General features: G+C 71.5%; 12 protein-coding genes. 5 read left to right on the forward strand and 7 right to left on the reverse strand.

The features are described from left to right. Window positions 1-85 precede the first annotated feature (85 nt). Window positions 86-1,675, forward strand: coding sequence for a methyl-accepting chemotaxis protein (locus tag ACJ8AN_RS09065; protein WP_407754865.1), 1,590 nt, complete (start codon window positions 86-88; stop codon window positions 1,673-1,675). Between the two features lie 82 nt (window positions 1,676-1,757). Here the strand turns inward: ACJ8AN_RS09065 and ACJ8AN_RS09070 are convergent, their stop codons facing one another. From ACJ8AN_RS09070 to ACJ8AN_RS09090, 5 genes are all read right to left on the reverse strand, one after another. Next, a complete protein-coding gene (locus ACJ8AN_RS09070; RefSeq protein WP_407754866.1) occupies window positions 1,758-2,648 on the reverse strand; it encodes a sulfite exporter TauE/SafE family protein in 891 nt (296 codons plus the stop codon). Then, on the reverse strand, window positions 2,645-3,238 hold the full coding sequence (locus tag ACJ8AN_RS09075) for a rhodanese-like domain-containing protein (RefSeq protein WP_407754867.1): 594 nt from the start codon (window positions 3,236-3,238) through the stop codon (window positions 2,645-2,647). The genes ACJ8AN_RS09070 and ACJ8AN_RS09075 overlap by 4 nt, the downstream gene beginning before the upstream one ends. A gap of 22 nt (window positions 3,239-3,260) precedes the next feature. Beyond that, window positions 3,261-3,962 (reverse strand): MBL fold metallo-hydrolase, encoded by a 702-nt coding sequence (locus tag ACJ8AN_RS09080; RefSeq protein ID WP_407754868.1) that lies wholly within the window; start codon window positions 3,960-3,962, stop codon window positions 3,261-3,263. Window positions 3,963-4,125: 163 nt separating this feature from the next. After that, complete coding sequence (locus ACJ8AN_RS09085) at window positions 4,126-5,484, reverse strand: sigma-54 interaction domain-containing protein (RefSeq protein ID WP_407754869.1); 1,359 nt, start codon at window positions 5,482-5,484, stop codon at window positions 4,126-4,128. Between the two features lie 117 nt (window positions 5,485-5,601). Next, window positions 5,602-6,879, reverse strand: coding sequence for an FAD-dependent oxidoreductase (locus ACJ8AN_RS09090; RefSeq protein WP_407754870.1), 1,278 nt, complete (start codon window positions 6,877-6,879; stop codon window positions 5,602-5,604). A gap of 248 nt (window positions 6,880-7,127) precedes the next feature. Between ACJ8AN_RS09090 and ACJ8AN_RS09095 the strand changes: the two genes are divergently transcribed. From ACJ8AN_RS09095 to ACJ8AN_RS09110, 4 genes are all read left to right on the forward strand, one after another. Further along, the gene (locus tag ACJ8AN_RS09095; RefSeq protein WP_407754871.1) at window positions 7,128-11,264 is read left to right on the forward strand and encodes a protein kinase domain-containing protein; all 4,137 of its coding nucleotides are present in this window, start codon (window positions 7,128-7,130) and stop codon (window positions 11,262-11,264) included. A gap of 111 nt (window positions 11,265-11,375) precedes the next feature. Further along, window positions 11,376-12,368 (forward strand): glutathione S-transferase family protein, encoded by a 993-nt coding sequence (locus ACJ8AN_RS09100; RefSeq protein ID WP_407754928.1) that lies wholly within the window; start codon window positions 11,376-11,378, stop codon window positions 12,366-12,368. A gap of 77 nt (window positions 12,369-12,445) precedes the next feature. Further along, on the forward strand, window positions 12,446-13,450 hold the full coding sequence (locus ACJ8AN_RS09105; RefSeq protein ID WP_407754872.1) for an alpha/beta hydrolase: 1,005 nt from the start codon (window positions 12,446-12,448) through the stop codon (window positions 13,448-13,450). Between the two features lie 228 nt (window positions 13,451-13,678). After that, window positions 13,679-14,299, forward strand: coding sequence for a hypothetical protein (locus tag ACJ8AN_RS09110; protein WP_407754873.1), 621 nt, complete (start codon window positions 13,679-13,681; stop codon window positions 14,297-14,299). 19 nt (window positions 14,300-14,318) lie between these two features. On the opposite strand, the gene ACJ8AN_RS09115 is transcribed toward ACJ8AN_RS09110, so the two are convergent. Together ACJ8AN_RS09115 and ACJ8AN_RS09120 are read right to left on the reverse strand one after the other, a co-directional pair. Then, window positions 14,319-14,978, reverse strand: a complete 660-nt coding sequence (locus ACJ8AN_RS09115) for a DUF4276 family protein (RefSeq protein ID WP_407754874.1) — start codon at window positions 14,976-14,978, stop codon at window positions 14,319-14,321. A 3-nt stretch (window positions 14,979-14,981) separates the two neighbouring features. Then, window positions 14,982-16,088 carry an AAA family ATPase gene (locus ACJ8AN_RS09120; protein WP_407754875.1) on the reverse strand — a complete coding sequence of 369 codons (1,107 nt, stop codon included), beginning with the start codon at window positions 16,086-16,088 and terminating at the stop codon, window positions 14,982-14,984. Between the last annotated feature and the right edge of the window lies 1 nt (window position 16,089).

Below are 16,089 nucleotides of genomic sequence, written 5' to 3' on the forward strand. Positions count from 1 at the left end.
GCTGATGAAGGAGAGCCATGTCCAGGCGTTGCACGCCTCCGAGTCTGGGAGGCCTCCCCGGCCGTGTTCTCGGGAGGGGGGGGCGATGACGTTCAGGCAGAAGGTGTCGCTCCTGCCCCTGGTGGCCACCGTCTTCCTGCTGGCCATCCTCGTGCTGTCGGTGATGGTGGGCCAGGGCGCCGCGCGGGTGGGCACGCGCATCGTCATCGGCTACACCCCGGCACTCGCCTCGCTGCGGAGCCTGGATGCGATGGCGTCCTCGCTCAAGTGGGACGTGCGCGAGGCGTACCAGGCGCGCGAGGTCTCCCGCCTGGCGGCCCTGCACGAGCGGATGCGGGACTTCCAGGAGGAGCTGGCGCACGCGGAGCAGAACCCGGTGATGGAGGCCTCGCGGCTCCAGTCACTGCGCGAGGCGCTCGCGGCGTTCGGTGCCCAGGCCCAACGCTCGGTGGAGCTGGCGGCGCGGGGAGCGCCGGGCGCGGAGGCGGCCTTCGCGCAGGCGCTCGAGCGCCACGCCACGTTGCAGCAGCTGCTGCGCGGCTCGGGCGAGTGGGCCCAGGCCGAGCTGGAGCAATCCTTCGACGAGATGACGGAGTTGCAGCACTGGCGCCAGCGCTGGGTGCTCTCCCTGGGGGTGCTGTGCATCCTGGTGTTGGGGGGGCTGTCGGCCTGGGTGACGCGGGGCGTGGTGGGGCCGCTCACCCGGCTCACCGAGGTGACGACGCGCATCGCCACCGAGGGAGACCTCACCCAGCAGCTCGACGTGGACTCGAGCGACGAGCTGGGCCAGCTGGCGCGGGGCATCAACGCGCTGGTGACGCGGCTGCGCACCGTGCCGGTGACGCTCGAGGGCGTGGTGAATGAGCTGACGCAGGCCGTGGCGCTGCTCACCGAGGCGAGCAAGCGCCAGCTCGCGTTCCTCAGCCACCAGTCGCGCAGCCTGTCCGAGGCGGGCACGACGATGACGGAGATCGCCCAGACGTCCAACCTGGCGGCGAGCCGGGCGGAGATGGTGCTGCGGGTGGCGGCGCAGGCGGATGCCTTCAGCGTGTCGGGGCGCAACTCCATCGAGAGCAGCGCGCAGGGGCTGCGGCAGCTGCGCGAGCGCGTGGAGGCGCTGATGCGCAGCGTGGCGCACCTGTCCGAGCAGGCGGCGCGCGCGGGAGAAATCATCGGCAGCGTGCGGGACCTGGCGGACCAGTCCAACGTGCTGGCGCTCAACGCCACCATCGAGGCGGCGCGCGCGGGCGAGGAGGGGCGGGGCTTCGCGGTGGTGGCGCGGGAGATGCGAGCGCTCAGCGGCCAGTCCGTGCAGAGCACCCAGCGCATCGGCAAAATCCTGCTGGAAATCAACCAGGCCATCCGCCGCGCGGTGTCCATCGCCGAGCAGGACAGCCAGCAGATGGAGGCGGGGATTACGCAGGTGCTCACCTCGGCGGACCGGCTGCGCGAAATCACCACCGTGGTGCACGAGAGCAGCCAGGCCGCCAAGCAGATAGTGGCCTCGGTGACGCAGCAGAACGCGGGCATCGGGCAGATGACCGAGGTGATGACGACGCTGTCGCAGATGATGGGCGACGTGGTGGAGTCGACGATGAACGCCGAGGAGGCGGTGGTGCAGGTGAACACCACGCTGGAGCGGCTCAAGCAGGTGGCCACCAGCTTCCGCGTGTGAGGGCGCGCCTCGGCCCGGCGTGGGGCGCACGTCGAGGGTGCCGCCGTGGAGCCACCGGGCGTGCGAGCGGTAGGGGATTCGCTCAGTGCCGGCCCGAGCCCGGCCGGCCCGCGTGGCTCCGCCCCAGCAGCGTGTAGGGCAGGGCGACGGCGCCCACCATGCCCAGGAGCACCACCCACGGCCACGGGGTGGCGAGCAGCGGGGCGAGCTGCTCCTTCACCGGGGGCGGCAGCTGCTTCACGAGCATGAAGCAGGCGATGCCGAGCACCAACACGGCGAAGCCCTTGCGCAGCGTGGCCGGGGAGACGCGGCCCGCGAGGCGCCCACCGAGGAAGCTGCCACTGACGGCGGTGCCAATCACCGCGGCGGTGAGTCCCCAGGGCAGCTGGACGTGGCCCAGGTGCCCGAGCAGTCCCGCGAGGCACTGCAGCGAGATGACGACGAGCGAGGTGGCCATGGCCACCGGCGTGGGCAGCCCCACCAGCACGAGCGCGGGCACGATGAGGAAGCCGCCCCCCGCGCCCACGAGCCCCGACAGCACGCCCACGCCCACGCCCTGCGCGAGCACGCGCCACACCGGGAAGTGCGCGGGCTCCGGGACGGACGGCGTGCCCGGGGCCTCCTTGCGCCGGAGCATGGCCACGGCGGCCGCCACCATGACGCCGGAGAAGAGCAGCAGCAGCAGGCCCGGCGGGAGCAACCGCGCGCCCCGTCCTCCGAGGAACGCGCCGGACATGCCTCCCGCGCCGAAGAGAAAGGCCGTGCGCCAGCACACCCGGCCGGCCCGCGCGTGCACCACCGCCGCCGAGGCGCTCGTCACCCCCACCACCAGCAGCGACATGGCGATGGCCGTCTTCGGCTCGACGCCGAGCACGTACACCAGCAGGGGCACCGTGAGGATGGAGCCGCCGCCGCCCAGCAGCCCCAGCGACACCCCGATGAGCAGCGACGCGGCGATGCCGAGCGCCATCATCCCGCGCTCGCTTCCGCCCGGGCCACCGCGAGCAGGTCCCGGCACTCGCGCAGCACCTGCGCGAAGGCGCTCGCGTCCCTCACCGCCACCTGACCGGGCGCCTGCACCTGCTCGAGCAGCGACAGCAGCCGCGCGTGCGTGGGCGGGCCACTCCAGGCGGGAAGCTCTCCGCCGAGCTCCCGCGTGCGCGCGCTCAGCGTGTCGAGGACGTCCTTCACGGTGAGCCGGGGCTCGGGTGCCTCGCGCGCCACGGGCAGGCCCGCCTCGTTCCACGCCAGCATGCCCCCGCTCAGGTTCATCACCCGCGAGAAGCCCTGGCGCGCCAGCTGCGCGGCCGCCTTCGCCGAGCGCCCTCCGGAGCGGCACACCACCACCAGCTCCGCGTCGCGAGGCCAACGCGCGGCGGCCTCCTCCACCGTGCGCAGCGGGACGAGCTCCGTGCCCGCGATGTGGCCGAGAATCCCGTCGAACTCGGAGGGCTCCCGCACGTCCACCCGCCTCGCCGAGTCCAGCGCCGCCGCCAGCGCCTTCACCTCCACGTCCCGGTAGCCCTCCGCCCGCGGCGTGCCCTGCTCGTACAGTGCGCTCATCGTGTGTCCCCGTGTCCCTGGCTCAGGCCGTGGCCTGCTGCACCGCCGGCTTGCCGCAGGCGCGATTGGCCGGCACCGCGATGTCCAGCTTCTTGGGCGGCTCCAGCTTGCGGTTGTTCATGAACGCGATGAATTCCTCGCGGCTCCGGCCCGCCAGCCGCGGGTTGTGGCGCTTCTCCTCGCCGATGGTGCTCACCGTCAGGCCCGCGTAGTCGTGGCCCGGATACACCTCGGTCTCCTCGGGCAGCGTGAAGAGCTTCTCCGTGATGGAGTCGTAGAGCTGGCCCGCGTCGCCGTTCTGGAAGTCCGTGCGCCCGCAGGCGCGGATGAGCAGCGCGTCCCCCGTGAAGAGCCTCGTGCCCACCCGGTAGCTCAGGCTGTCGTCCGTGTGCCCCGGCGTCGCGAGCACCTGGATGCGCAGGCCTCCCAGCGCGAGCTCCTCGCCGTCCCGCACCTGCCGGTCCACGCACGGCGCCCCCGAGGGACTCGCCGCCACCCGCGCCCCCGTCAGCTCGCGCAGCCGGCCCGCTCCCGTCACGTGGTCCGCGTGCACGTGCGTCTCCAGCACCAGCACCAGCTTCAGGCCCAGCTCCCCCACCACCTTCAGGTCCCGCTCCACCTGCTCGGCCACCGGGTCGATGAGCGCCGCTTCGCGCGTCGTCTCGTCCGCGATGAGGTAGGTGTACGTCCACGTCTCGGCGTCGAAGAGTTGCCGGAAGAGCATGCCCGGGCTCATTGCGAGCCCCGTGCCAGGGCGGCGAGACGAACCCGGGACCCTCGATACCCTCACCCCGGCCCTCTCCCGGAGGGCGAGGGAGTGGGCTTTGGGATGGAGCTTGGGAACGGGGTGAAACGGTTTGAAACACCCTGGAACGGTTTGAAACGGTTCAGCGTTTCGGGGTGTTTCCCGCGGCCTTCAGGCGGCGCCACAGCGTCACCCGGCTGATGCCCAGCATCCGGGCGGCCTCCGTCCGGTTTCCTCCCGCCCGCGCCAGTGCCGCCTTCAGCTCGGCCGGATCCAGGTTCTCGCTGGGAAGGCTCGGGGACGGGGGTGGGGGGGACCTCGGTGCCGGCACGGGTACGGCGGGGTTCTCCGGCGGGCGCGGCTCGGAGAACTCGGGCGGCAGGTCGGCCTCGTGCAACACGGGGCCCTCGCCGATGACGTAGGCGTACTCCATCACGTTGCGCAGCTCGCGCACGTTGCCCGGCCAGCCATGCGACTCCAGCAGCCTCCTCGCTCCCGGCGAGAAGCGCTCCACGTGCCGCGTCCCGCTCTGTTGCAGCTCGTCGAGGAAGCGCCTCGCCAGGGGGAGAACGTCGCCCCGGCGCTCGCGCAGCGAGGGCAGGAAGAGCGGCACCACGCGCAGCCGGTACATCAGGTCCGCCCGGAAGCGGCCCGCCTCCACCTCGCGCCGCAGTGGCCGATGGGTGGCCGCGACGATGCGCACGTTCACCGGCACCGGCGAGCGCCCGCCCACCGGAATCACCGTGTGTGTCTCCAGCACCCGCAGCAGCTTGCCCTGGAGCTCCAGTGGAATCTCCCCCACCTCGTCCAGGAAGAGCGTGCCTCCATCCGCGAGCCGGAAGTGGCCCGGACTGTCCCGCACCGCTCCCGTGAAGGCGCCTCGCACGTGGCCGAACAGCTCGCTCTCCAGGAGGCTCGGCGGCAGCGCGGCGCAGTTGATGGCTCGGAAGGGCCCCTTGCGCCGCTCGGAGATGGCGTGCAGCGCGTTGGCCACCAGCTCCTTGCCCGTGCCCGACTCGCCTCGCACCAGCACGCTGGACTCGGTGCGTGCCACCTTCTCCACGATGCGGAAGAGGCGTTTCATCCCCGCATCGCGCGTCCACATGCCGTGAAACGTCTCCTCGGCCGAGTCCCCGGGGCCCTCGGCCTCCGTCTCCGCGCCGAGCAGCACCACCCACCCGAGCCGCCTCGCGCCCTGCTCCAGGGCGAGGGCCCGCACCTGCATCACGTGCACCTGCCCGCCAGCGCGCACCGTGGCCTCCACCTGGCGCCCGTGGTGCAGCAGCGCCTCCAGTCCCCGCGTTCCCTCGGTCAGCGCCAGTGCCTCCGGCAGCGGTGTTCCCGTCCGGACGGCGGTGGCCCCCAGGCGCTCATGTGCCTCGGGGGTGGCGGCCGACACGCGCTGCTGCGCGTCGAGGACGAGCACGGGGCCCGCCAGTGCCTCCAGGGCGGGAAGCACGAGCGGGGAGCCAGCGGATGGCGGGGGGCGCGAGGTGGGCATGGGCGGCCGGGTGGGTGAAACAGGGTGTTTCGCCCCGTTTCATAGCCCCTCCCGGCCGCGTTTTCCGCCAACTGGTCCGATGGTCGTACCAGTTGCGGGAAAATCACGCCGGAGGGGTCAGGCCCGGCCGCGCAACATCAGCTTCCAGTACAGCTGGGGCAGCCCGTACTTCTTGAGCAGCCACATGTCGCGCCGCTCCTTGAGGGTGTCGATGAGCGGGAGGCTGGGGGTGGGCTTGCCGTCGTAGTCGAACTCGGCGAGCAGCAGCTTGCCGTAGCCGGTGGTGAGCGGGCAGGACGCGTAGCCGTCGTACTTCGCGGTGGGCACGCGCCCGGCCATGACAGCGAGCAGGTTCTCCACCAGCACCGGCGCCTGCTTGCGGATGGCCGCCCCCGTGCGCGAGGTGGGCAGGTCCGAGGCGTCCCCCAGCGCGAATACCTCCGGGTAGTCCGGGTGCTGCATCGTGTACTTGTTCGCCTTCACCCAGCCCTTCGTGCCCCCGTCCTGCCAGGCCAGCGGGCTGCGCTTGATGAAGTCCGGCGCGCTCTGCGGTGGGCACACGTGGAGGAGCTCATAGGGGATGACCACCTCCGCGGTGCCCCCGTCCGCCTGGGCGCACGTGAAGACGGCCTCGTTCTTCTCCCCGCGCACCTCGACGAGGTTGTGCTGGTAGCGCGTGTCGATGCCGTAGCGTTTCACCACCTGCTCGAGCACCGCGGCGAACTCCTTCACCCCGAAGAGGGTCTTGCCCGCCGAGGCGAAGATGACGTGCGCCTGGTCCGAGAGGCCCTGCTTCCGGAAATGGTCCGAGGCCAGGTACATGATCTTCTGCGGCGCGCCCGCGCACTTCACCGGAGTGGCCGGGTGGGTGAAGAGCGCCGTGCCGCCCTTGAAGGCGCGAATCATCTCCCACGTCTTGGGCGCGTAGCGCACGTCGTAGTTGCTCGAGACGTTGGGCCGCTGCTCGAGCGCCTCGCGCAGGCCCCGCACCTTGTCCCAGTCCAGCTGGATGCCGGGCGCCACCACGAGGTAGTCGTACTCGACGCGCTTGCCGCCCCGCGTGCTCACCGCCCGGGCGACCGGATCAATCTCCTCGGCCCAGTCCTGGAGCCACGTCACGCCCCGGGGGATGTAGCGGGCCTCGTCGCGGATGGTGTCCTCGACACGCGCCTCGCCCGCGCCCACCAGCGTCCAGAGCGGCTGGTAGTAGTGGTGCTGGCTGGGCTCGATGATGGCTACGTCCTTCTGGCCCGCGAGCGCCAGCCTCGCCGCCACGGAGATGCCCGCCGTCCCTCCTCCGATGATGACGACCCGGTGCCGCTCGGTGCCCGGGACCCGGGCCACCGGCGCCTTCACCGGATTCTCTCGGACGTGCTCGGTCACCGACTCGCTCATCGCTTCCTCCTGCCCCGGCGGGGCAACCCGTGTCCCTTGCAACACCCGAGTCCTCTCATTGGAGCCCGGTCGGTTTCATGCGGGTTTTTGCAGACCGCGTGCCAGCGTCGGATGCAGGGCACTCGTGAGGTCGGGTAGCGAGCGGACGCGCCCGGAAGTGTTTCACGGCGTTTCATCCCTCACGTTCCGGCCCCCGTCACTCCTTCTCCATGGCGCGGTGCGGCCGCGGAAGCGGTCAGGGGGTGGCGATGAGCAGCCGGGCATTCCAGGACGACGTGCATGCGTGGGCTCCCACGAACGTGCGCGAAGCCGCCGAGGGCTCCCGGTTGGAATCCGATTATGGGGACTCGTTCCTGAAGGAAGTGCTCCACGCCGAGCCGTCGTCCCGGTTGCCGGTCCCCGGGGAGTGGCTCGGGGGCGCGGACGGCCGGCGCTTCGAGGTACTGGCGTCCATGGGCCGCGGCGGCATGGGGCAGGTGTTCCGCGCGCGAGACACGACGCTGCGGCGCGAGGTGGCCCTCAAGTTCCTGCTGCCCCGCTCGGGCTTCGAGGCGCTGGCGCTCGCCGAGGCGAGGGCCGTGGCGCGGCTCGACCACGAGGACATCGTCCGCATCTTCGACGTGGCCCAGTGGAGCCGTGTGCCCGGACAGCCGCCGGTGCCCTTCCTGGTGATGGAGTGTCTGGAGGGGGAGTCGCTCGCCGGGCTGCTGCGGCGCGAGCGTCCCGGGCTCCCGCGCGCGCTGGAGATTCTCGAGGCCATCGCCTCGGGCCTGGCGCACGCGCACGAGCGGGGCATCGTCCACCGCGACCTCAAGCCCGGCAATGTCTTCCTCACCCGGCGGGGCGAGGTGAAGCTGCTGGACTTCGGCCTGTCCCACCTCGCCGTGGAGCCGGTGCGCTCCGAGCTGCAGCCCGAGGGCGGCACGCCGGCGTACATGGCGCCGGAGCAGTGGCTCGGCGAGCCGCAGGACGCGCGCACCGACCTCTGGGCGGCCGGCGTGGTGCTGTACGAGCTGCTCACCGGCGAGACGCCCTTCCGGGCCGACACGCTGTCGCAGCTGCGCGAGCGGGTGACGTCTCCGCTGCCCGTGCCCTCCATCCGCGTGCGCCGCCCGGAGGTGCCGCGGCGGGTGGCGCTGTTGCTGGCCACCGCGTTGGCGCGCGAGCCGGCCCGGCGTTTCTCCTCGGCCCTGGAGCTGCGCGAGGAGGTGCGGGAGCTGCGCGGGCGTCTCTTCGGGGCCGGGCACGCGGGACGCGCGAGCTCCGCCGAGCCCCAGCGCCGTCAGGTGTCGCTCGTGTCCTGCCAGCTCCTGGGGCTCGCGGAAGGGGGAGCGCCGCTCGACACCGAGGACGTGAGCGAGCTGGAGTTGGCCTTCCACGAGTCGTGCGTGGAGCGCCTCGAGCGGCACGGGGGCACGGTGGCCCTGTCCCTCGGCGGCGAGGTGCTCGCGTGCTTCGGGTGGAGTCAGGGCCGGGAGGACGACGCGGATCACGCGGTGCGCGCGGCGCTCGAGCTCACCCGGGAGCTGCGCGACTCGCTCCAGCGCCGGTTGCCGCACCTGCCCCTCTCCGGCCTGGCCGTGCGCGCGGGCGTCCACACGGAGCTGATGGCGGTGGGCGCGCGGCTCCAGGGCGAGGCGCCGAAGGTGGCCGCGTGGCTCTCGCGCAGGGCAGGGCCCGGGGGCGTGGCCGTCAGCGACAGCACGTGGCGGCTCGTGCGGGGCTCATTCCTGGCCGAGCCGCTCGGGGAGGGTGTCTTCGAGGGACTCTCGGGGAGCGTGCGGCTGGAGGCCCACCGCGTGCGGGGCGCGCGCGAGGTGGCCTCACGCTTCGAGCGCTCGCGCGTGGCCGGGCGGCTCTCGCACCTGCTGGGACGCGAGCGCGAGCGGGCGTGGCTGCTGAAGCGCTGGGAGGAGGCGCGGCGGGGGCAGGGCGCCTTCGTCCTGGTGAGCGGCGAGGCGGGCCTGGGCAAGTCCCGGCTCATCGAGGCGCTGTGCGAGCGGGTGGCGCCGCCGGACCTCCTGCTGCAGGTGCAGTGCTGGTCCCGCTTCTGCGCGCAAGCCCCGCACCCGTGCGCCGAGCTGCTGCAGCTGGTGACGGGCCTCGCCCCGGAGGACTCCCCGGCCCGGCGCCTGGAGAGGCTGGAGGCGCTGGTCCAGTGGGTGGAGCTGTCCCGGGAGGACCTGCACCTGCTGGGCGCGCGGCTGGCCCTGCCCATCCCCGAGGACTCCCCGGTCCGCCAGCTCACCCCCGAGCGCGCCCGGGAGAAGGGTTTCGAGGCCCTGGCGCGCATCCTCGTGCAGCTGGCTCGCGGGAGGGCGCCGGTGCTCCTGGTCATCGAGGACGTGCACTGGGCCGACTCGTGCCTGCTCGAGTTGCTGGGGATGCTCCAGGAGCGGGCCGGGAGCGCGAGGCTCCTCGTCGTGCTCAGCGCGCGTCCGGAGGAATTCCAGCAGGAGGGCGCCCTGCGCGCCGGGTTCCACCGCGTGGAGCTGGAGCGGCTGCCGGCCGCGCTCGCCACGGCGCTGGTGCGGGAGGTCGCCGGAGAGCGCGAGCTGCCGGAGGACACGGTGCGGGCGCTGGTGGGGACGACGGACGGCATCCCCCTCTTCATCGAGGAGATGACGCGCCTGCGGCTGGAGGAAGGGGCCTCGGCGTCCATCCCCCTCACCCTGCACGAGCTGCTGCTGGCCCGGTTGGATCTGCTGCCCTCGCGCCAGAAGGCCCTGGCGCAGCTGTGCGCGGTGGTGGGGCGGGGCTTCTGCTTCATGCTGTTGAGGAAGCTGGCCGGGCGCGAGGAGGCCACGCTGCGGCGCGACTTCGCCGGGCTGGTGGAGGCGGGGCTGCTCCAGGAGCAGGTGTGGCATGGGCAGCCCGGGTACCTCTTCCGGCACGCGCTCTTCCAGGAGGCCGCGTACCAGTCGCTGTCCCGGAGCGCGCGGCGGCGTCACCACGGGCGCATCGCCCGGGTCCAGGCCGAGCACCTTCCCCAGCTGTGCGAGGAGCGCCCCGAGGTGCTCGCGCACCACTTCACCGAGGCGGGGGAGCACGCGCTGGCGCTCGAATACTGGGTGAGGGCGGGACGGCGCGGCGTCGAGCGCATGGCGGGCCAGGAGGCGCGCGGCCATCTCTCCCGGGCGATGGAGCTGTTGCCTTCCCTGCCGGAGGGGGACTCCCGCCTCCACGAGGAGCTGCGGATCCGCATGCTCCTGGGCGTGGCGATGATGCAGGCCCAGGGCTATTTCGCGCCCGAGGTGGAGCGGATGTACGCGCGCATCCGCGAGCTCATCGGGCAGGTGGGGGAGGCGTTGCCGCGGCTCGAGCTGCTGTGGTGGTCGCCCATCAGCTATTACTTCGCGCGAGCTGAATACCCACGGGCGCAGGAGCTGGCGGAGCGGCTCGTGGACCTGGGGCGGCGCCACGGGCACCGGGGGCTGTGGGTCCTGGGCCACCGTACCCTGGCGAGCACCCACTGCTGCACGGGACGGCAGCCCGAGGCCCTGGAGTGCCTGGAGCGCGCCCTGTCCCGCGCCGACTTCACCCTCGAGGAGCAGCGGGCGCTCGCCGAGCAATACTGGCTCGAGCCCAAGACGACGGCGCTGGCCTATGGCGCCCTCGTGCGGGCGTTGCTCGGCCGGATGGGGGAGTCGCGGCGCTTCATCCAGGAGGCGCTGGCGATGGCCGGGCGCGTGGGCCATCCCTACACCACGGCCTATACGCAGCTCTTCACGGCCCTGGCCTGCGTCGCTCACCGGGAGGCGCCGGAAGTGTTGCGGCTGGCGGAGCAGATCATCGAGCTCGCCAGGACGCGCGGCTTCGTGTGGTGGCGCGAGTGGGCGACGATGCTGCGCGGCTGGGCCCTGGCCGAGCTGGGACGGCCGCGAGAGGGGCTGGAAATCATGCTGCGGCCCATCGATTACTCCCGCCGGGCGGGTCTTCTCGTGGCCATGCCGCTCCACATGAGCCTGCTCGCGATGGTCCACCTGAAGCTGGGACAGGTCCGGGACGCCCTGGTGGCGATTCGTTGGGGGCTGACCCTGAGCGCGGAGACGGGGGATCGCAACAGCGATTCCGGGTTGCACCGTCTGCGCGGCGAGTGCCTGCGGCGGCTGGGGCGGGACGGGGAGGCGATGCGGTGTTACCTGCGCGCCATCGTCATCGCCCGCGAGCAGGGGGCCGTCCTGTACGAGCTGCGCGCGAAGGTGGACCTGGGCCGCCTGCTGCGCGACACGGGGCGGCCCGGGGCGGCGGAGCGCGTGCTGTCGCGCATCCTCGCGCGGTTCGACGGGGAGGACGGTGTGGACCTCCAGGAGGCCCGGGCGCTTCAGAAGGAATTAGAGATCGCCCTGGCCGCTCCCCCTCCCTCGGGGGCGGGGCGGGCGTGAGCGAGGGGGGCAGGCGGGCGGGCTCGTTCCCCCCCTTCAGCAAGCCCTGACGGTTGTCCGCCGAGCGCGGCATGCGGAGTGTTCCCGGCACGGAGGTGAGCACGCGTGGGAATGCTGGTGGACGGAGAATGGCGTACGGACTGGTACGCCCCGGACGAGGCCGGACGCTTCGTGCGTCCGCGAACGCGCTTCCATGAATGGGTATCGGCGAGCGGGGAAGGGCGCTTCCCGGCGGAGGCGGACCGCTACCATCTCTACGTCTCGTATGCCTGCCCATGGGCGTCGCGCACGCTGCTGATGCGCAAACTCAAGGGGCTGGAGAAGGCGGTGGGCCTCACGGTGGTGGACCCGCGCATGGGGCGGCACGGGTGGGGCTTCGGGGGCTACCCGCGCTCGGACGCGGACAGGCTCAACGGGGCGCGCTACTTGAGCGAGCTCTACCGGCGCGCGGACGAGCACTACACGGGCCGCGTGACGGTGCCGATGCTCTGGGACAAGCGCGAGGGGACCATCGTCAACAACGAGTCGCGCGAGCTGATGCGCATGCTGGACACCGAGCTCGACGCCTTCGCCGAGCACCCGGTGACGCTCTACCCCGAGGAGCTGCGCGAGCAGGTGGACGCCACCATCGAGGCGCTCTACGAGCCGGTGAACAACGGCGTGTACAAGGCGGGCTTCGCGGAGAACCAGGGCGCGTACGAGCTGGCGTGCCGCGAGCTCTTCACCGCGCTGGCGCACTGGGAGCGGGTGCTGGACCGGCAGCGCTACCTGTGCGGCGAGGTGCTCACCGAGGCGGACGTGTGCTTCTACACGACGCTGGTGCGCTTCGACCTCGTCTACTACTCGCACTTCAAGTGCAACCAGGCGCGCATCCAGGACTTCCCCAACCTGTGGAACTACCTGCTGGACCTGTACCAGACGCCGGGCTTCGCGGAGACGACGAACGTCGACCACATCAAGGTGCACTACTACTGGAGCCAGGACACGGTGAACCCCTCGCGCATCATCCCGATGGGGCCGCAGGTGGACCTGCTCGCGCAGCACGACCGCGACAGGCTGGGCCCCCGCATGCTGGCCCCCGCGCCGGGCATCACGAGGCACTAGACCCCCTCGCCCCCGGTCCACCCGTTCCCCCAAGGGCCGCTCCCTGGTGCACACTGCGAGCACCAGGGGGAAAGCACATGGGACGTCTCACCATCCTGTCGACGCTGCTGGGCACGAGCCTCGCCACGGGCACGCGGCGCCTGAAGCGGGGCCCGCTGCGGCCCGGGTGGAGCTTCAAGTACGAGGCCACGGTGGCCTTCATGAAGGCCACCAACGAGCGCGTCGTCCACCTGCCGGCGCCCGAGCAGCGCGCGGAGATGGAGCTTCTGTCCATGCCGTCGCGGGCGCTGAAGCGCGTGCAGCGCGAGCCCGTGGCCGCGGGCGGAGTCCCCGCCGAGTGGTTCATCCCCCGCGAGGGCGCGAGCGACGACGTGGTGCTGTACCTGCACGGGGGCTCGTACGTCTTCGGCTCCACGCGCACGCATGGGGACCTCATCGCACGGCTGGCGCTCGGGACGGGGGCGAAGGTGCTGGGGCTCAACTACCGGCTGGCGCCCGAGCACCCCTTCCCCGCGCCGGTGGAGGACACGGTGGCGGCGTACCGCTGGCTGCTGTCCACCGGGGTGAAGCCGGAGCGGGTGGTGTTCGCGGGGGACTCGGCGGGAGGAGGGCTGGCCCTCGCGGCGCTGGTGGCGCTGAGGAACGAGCGCACGCCGCTGCCCGCGGGCGCCGCGGTCATCGCGCCCTGGGTGGACCTCGAGTGCGGCGGGGAGAGCGTGGAGGTGAACGCCGCCTATGACTGGGGCGACAAGGCCATGCTGCTGCACTGGGCGAAGTGGTACCTCGGGAGCGCGAGCGCGCGGGAGCCCCTCGCCTCGCCGTGGTACGCGGACCTGACGGGGCTGCCGCCGCTATTCGTCCACGTGGGCAGCGCGGAGCTGCAGCGCGACGACGGGGCCCGCATCGTCGAGAAGGCGCGTGCCGAGGGCGTCCAGGCCCACCTGGAGGAGTGGCCGGAGATGGTCCACAACTTCCAGACCTTCGGCGAGGGCTTCCCCGAGGCCGTGCGCGGCACCACGAAGCTGTGCGAGCACCTGCGCGGCCTGCTCGGGCGGACCGGACTCCCCACGGCCGCGGCCTGAGCGCGCGCGGGGGGCGAGCGTCCGAAGGCGGGCGGACGCAGTGTCATTCCCTCAACGCCCACGGTTTGTTTGTCTGGGAATGGACCGCGAGGGATTGCTGGCTTTGCGGACGTTGCGGATATACCTGGGATGAGTGTGGGAGGGCCGGGTGGACACGTCCCCGGGGAATAGCGAGGGCAGGGGGCCCCTCGTGCGTTTCGGGTACGCGCCCCGTCTGGGAGTCACACCATGGCCCGGCACCGAAGCAGACACACGCCTCTGGCGGACACGCGCGTCTCCGGTCTGTTCCTCCAGCTGCTCACGACCGAGTGGACGAAGGAGTCCCGGGACGGGCAGCCGCGCCACGCCACCCCGGTGGCGATGACGCTCCCGGACGATTGGAGCGAGCCGGAGGAGGGCGCCTTCCTGCTGCACCACGTGTACTTCTCCGAGCAGCGGCGTTTCGCCCCGAGGGACTGGACGGAGGTGCGCAAGAGCCGGGGCCTCGTGGAGGTGGAGGCCTTCCGGGTGGAGCGCTCGGAGGAGGGCGTGCGGGTGCTGCTCGACCATGGCCAGCTGGGCATGCCGGGGAGCGGCAGCGCGCGGGGCGGGCACCACGAGGAGCTGTTGCGCCTGTCTCCGGGCGAGTGGGGGCGGGCCGTGTACAACGAGCGCCTCCCGTACTGGGAGACGGGCCACTGGGGCTACTGCAAGCACGTGCTCAACGTGGGCCTGCTGTACGACGTGCCGCTCGACGTGTTCCTCGACACCGCGCCGAAGCTCGAGGCCGTCCGCGAGTTCCTCTCGAGGCCGCGTGAGCCGGTGGAGCAGGACACTCCTGCGCCACGGATGACACCCGGGGCCCCGTGAGAGTGCGCGGTGGCTCGGGTCAGAGGGCCTCGAGTGCCGACACCCACTGGTTGAAATGAGGGCATGCCTCGCGCAGCGGGGCGAGCCCTTGCGCCGCCGCGGCCATGGGTCCGTACAGGGTCTTCTGGTATCCGGGAAAGAGTCCCAGGAGGCGCTTGGAGGGAGCCGTCGTCGGGCCCTCGTTGATCTCCTCGGGAGAGGCCACGCTGGCGCGAATGGCCTTCATGCCTTCGAGGGTTCCGGGTGCGTCCGAGAAGATCCAATCGCAGCGCGCCGGGTCCGTGAAGAGCAGGGCCTCGAACTCGTGCAGCGCGAGGTAGGGCAGGAAGCGCGGATGGGAGAGGTCCGCCTGGAAGGCCCGCTCGACGTGCGCGACGCGCTGGTAGCCGGTACCCGGGGGCCTGGTGGCGAGGCCCGGGAACTCCTCGGGGAGCCCGTAGTAGTCGAGCATCGTCGTGATGCGTTCGGCACCGGTGTCCGCGAGCAGCCGGTGCAGGTCTCCCTTCACCTGGGCGTAGCTGACGACACCGCCCTTGAAGTGGCCTCCGGATTTGACCCGCTTGGTGACGAGGAGCTTCGGTATCAGGGCCACGCCGCGCGCGAGGAAGTGCGGTGACAGCACGTCTCGCACGAAGGTCTCCTCGGTCTGTCCCTCGACGAGGATGAGGACGCGCTTCATGGCTCAGCCGGGCCGCCCGCCGAAGACGTTCTTCTCCCAGAGCTCTCCGAGGCTGTAGCCCTCGAGCCAGTCCTTCGTGTCCTCCGCGGAGAGGCGGCGGAGCACGGACTCTCCCTTGCTTCGATCGACGACCACAAGGTCCTCCGGCTCGAACTGATTCACCAGGGAGACGGATTGGGTGGAGAGGATGACCTGTGTCTTCTCCGAGGCGCTTCGCACGAGCCCGGCCAGCACCTGGATGGCGTAGGGATGCAGGCCCAGCTCCGGCTCGTCGATGAGGATGAGGGAGGGCAGGTGGGACTGGAGCAACAGGGTCGCGAGGCAGATGAAGCGCAGCGTCCCATCCGAGAGCGCGTGCGCGTTGAAGTAGGCCTCCGAGTTCCGCTCGGACCATTCGAGCTGGATTTTCTGTTCGTTGAAGGGGCTGGGGCGCAGCCGGAAGTCGCCGAAGAAGGGCGCGACGAGCCGGAGGGTCGAGACGATGCGGCGGTAGCTCTCGGGGTGCTTCGTGCGCAGAAGGAACAGGAGAGCCGCGAGGTTTGCCGCATCGGGGCGGAGCGCTTCGTTGTCTCCGATGTCCCCTGTCTGCTTCACCTTCGCGGACGCGCTGGTGTCGTGAAAGTGGTAGACGCGCCAGTCTTGAATACGCTTGAGCGCGCTCCGGACTGAGTCCTGCTCGGTTCCTGCTTTCAGCAGCACGCTCTCGTCGTGTCCGCTTAGCTTGGCCTCGTCTTGCCCGCTTATCGCCCCGGGTTGAGGGTTTTCTGCCCCCCAGGAGGTCATGCCTGATTCCAGTGCGAAGATCAGGGAATCAGCTGCGGAAGGTGCGAGCTTTGCCTCGTAGCTGCTGGTCTCGAAGGAGAGCCGTAGCATCAACTCCGGAGTCTGCTTTCGCCCATAATGCAGAAGCGCATCGGCGCCTCCCGCCTGCGCGACGTAGAACTGCAGTCGGCCCTCGACGATGTGACGCAGCAGCCCGAAGACCGAGATGAAGTTGCTCTTGCCCGCGCCGTTCGCGCCGATGAGCACGTTCAACGGCTTCAAATCCAGCCGCACCTGGCGGATGGACTTGAAGCCTTCGATCTCGATTCGGTCGAGCGTGGTGGGCATC

The organism is Archangium sp., from assembly GCF_045802675.1.
In the GTDB taxonomy this organism is placed as follows: Bacteria; Myxococcota; Myxococcia; order Myxococcales; family Myxococcaceae; genus Archangium.

Bases quoted from the DNA above. Each gene is read 5' to 3' on its own strand.
- ACJ8AN_RS09065 (WP_407754865.1), top strand. From the start codon at position 86: ATGACGTTCAGGCAGAAGGTGTCGCTCCTGCCCCTGGTGGCCACCGTC.
- ACJ8AN_RS09070 (WP_407754866.1), bottom strand. From the start codon at position 2,648: ATGATGGCGCTCGGCATCGCCGCGTCGCTGCTCATCGGGGTGTCGCTG.
- ACJ8AN_RS09075 (WP_407754867.1), bottom strand. From the start codon at position 3,238: ATGAGCGCACTGTACGAGCAGGGCACGCCGCGGGCGGAGGGCTACCGG.
- ACJ8AN_RS09080 (WP_407754868.1), bottom strand. From the start codon at position 3,962: ATGCTCTTCCGGCAACTCTTCGACGCCGAGACGTGGACGTACACCTAC.
- ACJ8AN_RS09085 (WP_407754869.1), bottom strand. From the start codon at position 5,484: ATGCCCACCTCGCGCCCCCCGCCATCCGCTGGCTCCCCGCTCGTGCTT.
- ACJ8AN_RS09090 (WP_407754870.1), bottom strand. From the start codon at position 6,879: ATGAGCGAGTCGGTGACCGAGCACGTCCGAGAGAATCCGGTGAAGGCG.
- ACJ8AN_RS09095 (WP_407754871.1), top strand. From the start codon at position 7,128: ATGAGCAGCCGGGCATTCCAGGACGACGTGCATGCGTGGGCTCCCACG.
- ACJ8AN_RS09100 (WP_407754928.1), top strand. From the start codon at position 11,376: ATGCTGGTGGACGGAGAATGGCGTACGGACTGGTACGCCCCGGACGAG.
- ACJ8AN_RS09105 (WP_407754872.1), top strand. From the start codon at position 12,446: ATGGGACGTCTCACCATCCTGTCGACGCTGCTGGGCACGAGCCTCGCC.
- ACJ8AN_RS09110 (WP_407754873.1), top strand. From the start codon at position 13,679: ATGGCCCGGCACCGAAGCAGACACACGCCTCTGGCGGACACGCGCGTC.
- ACJ8AN_RS09115 (WP_407754874.1), bottom strand. From the start codon at position 14,978: ATGAAGCGCGTCCTCATCCTCGTCGAGGGACAGACCGAGGAGACCTTC.
- ACJ8AN_RS09120 (WP_407754875.1), bottom strand. From the start codon at position 16,088: ATGCCCACCACGCTCGACCGAATCGAGATCGAAGGCTTCAAGTCCATC.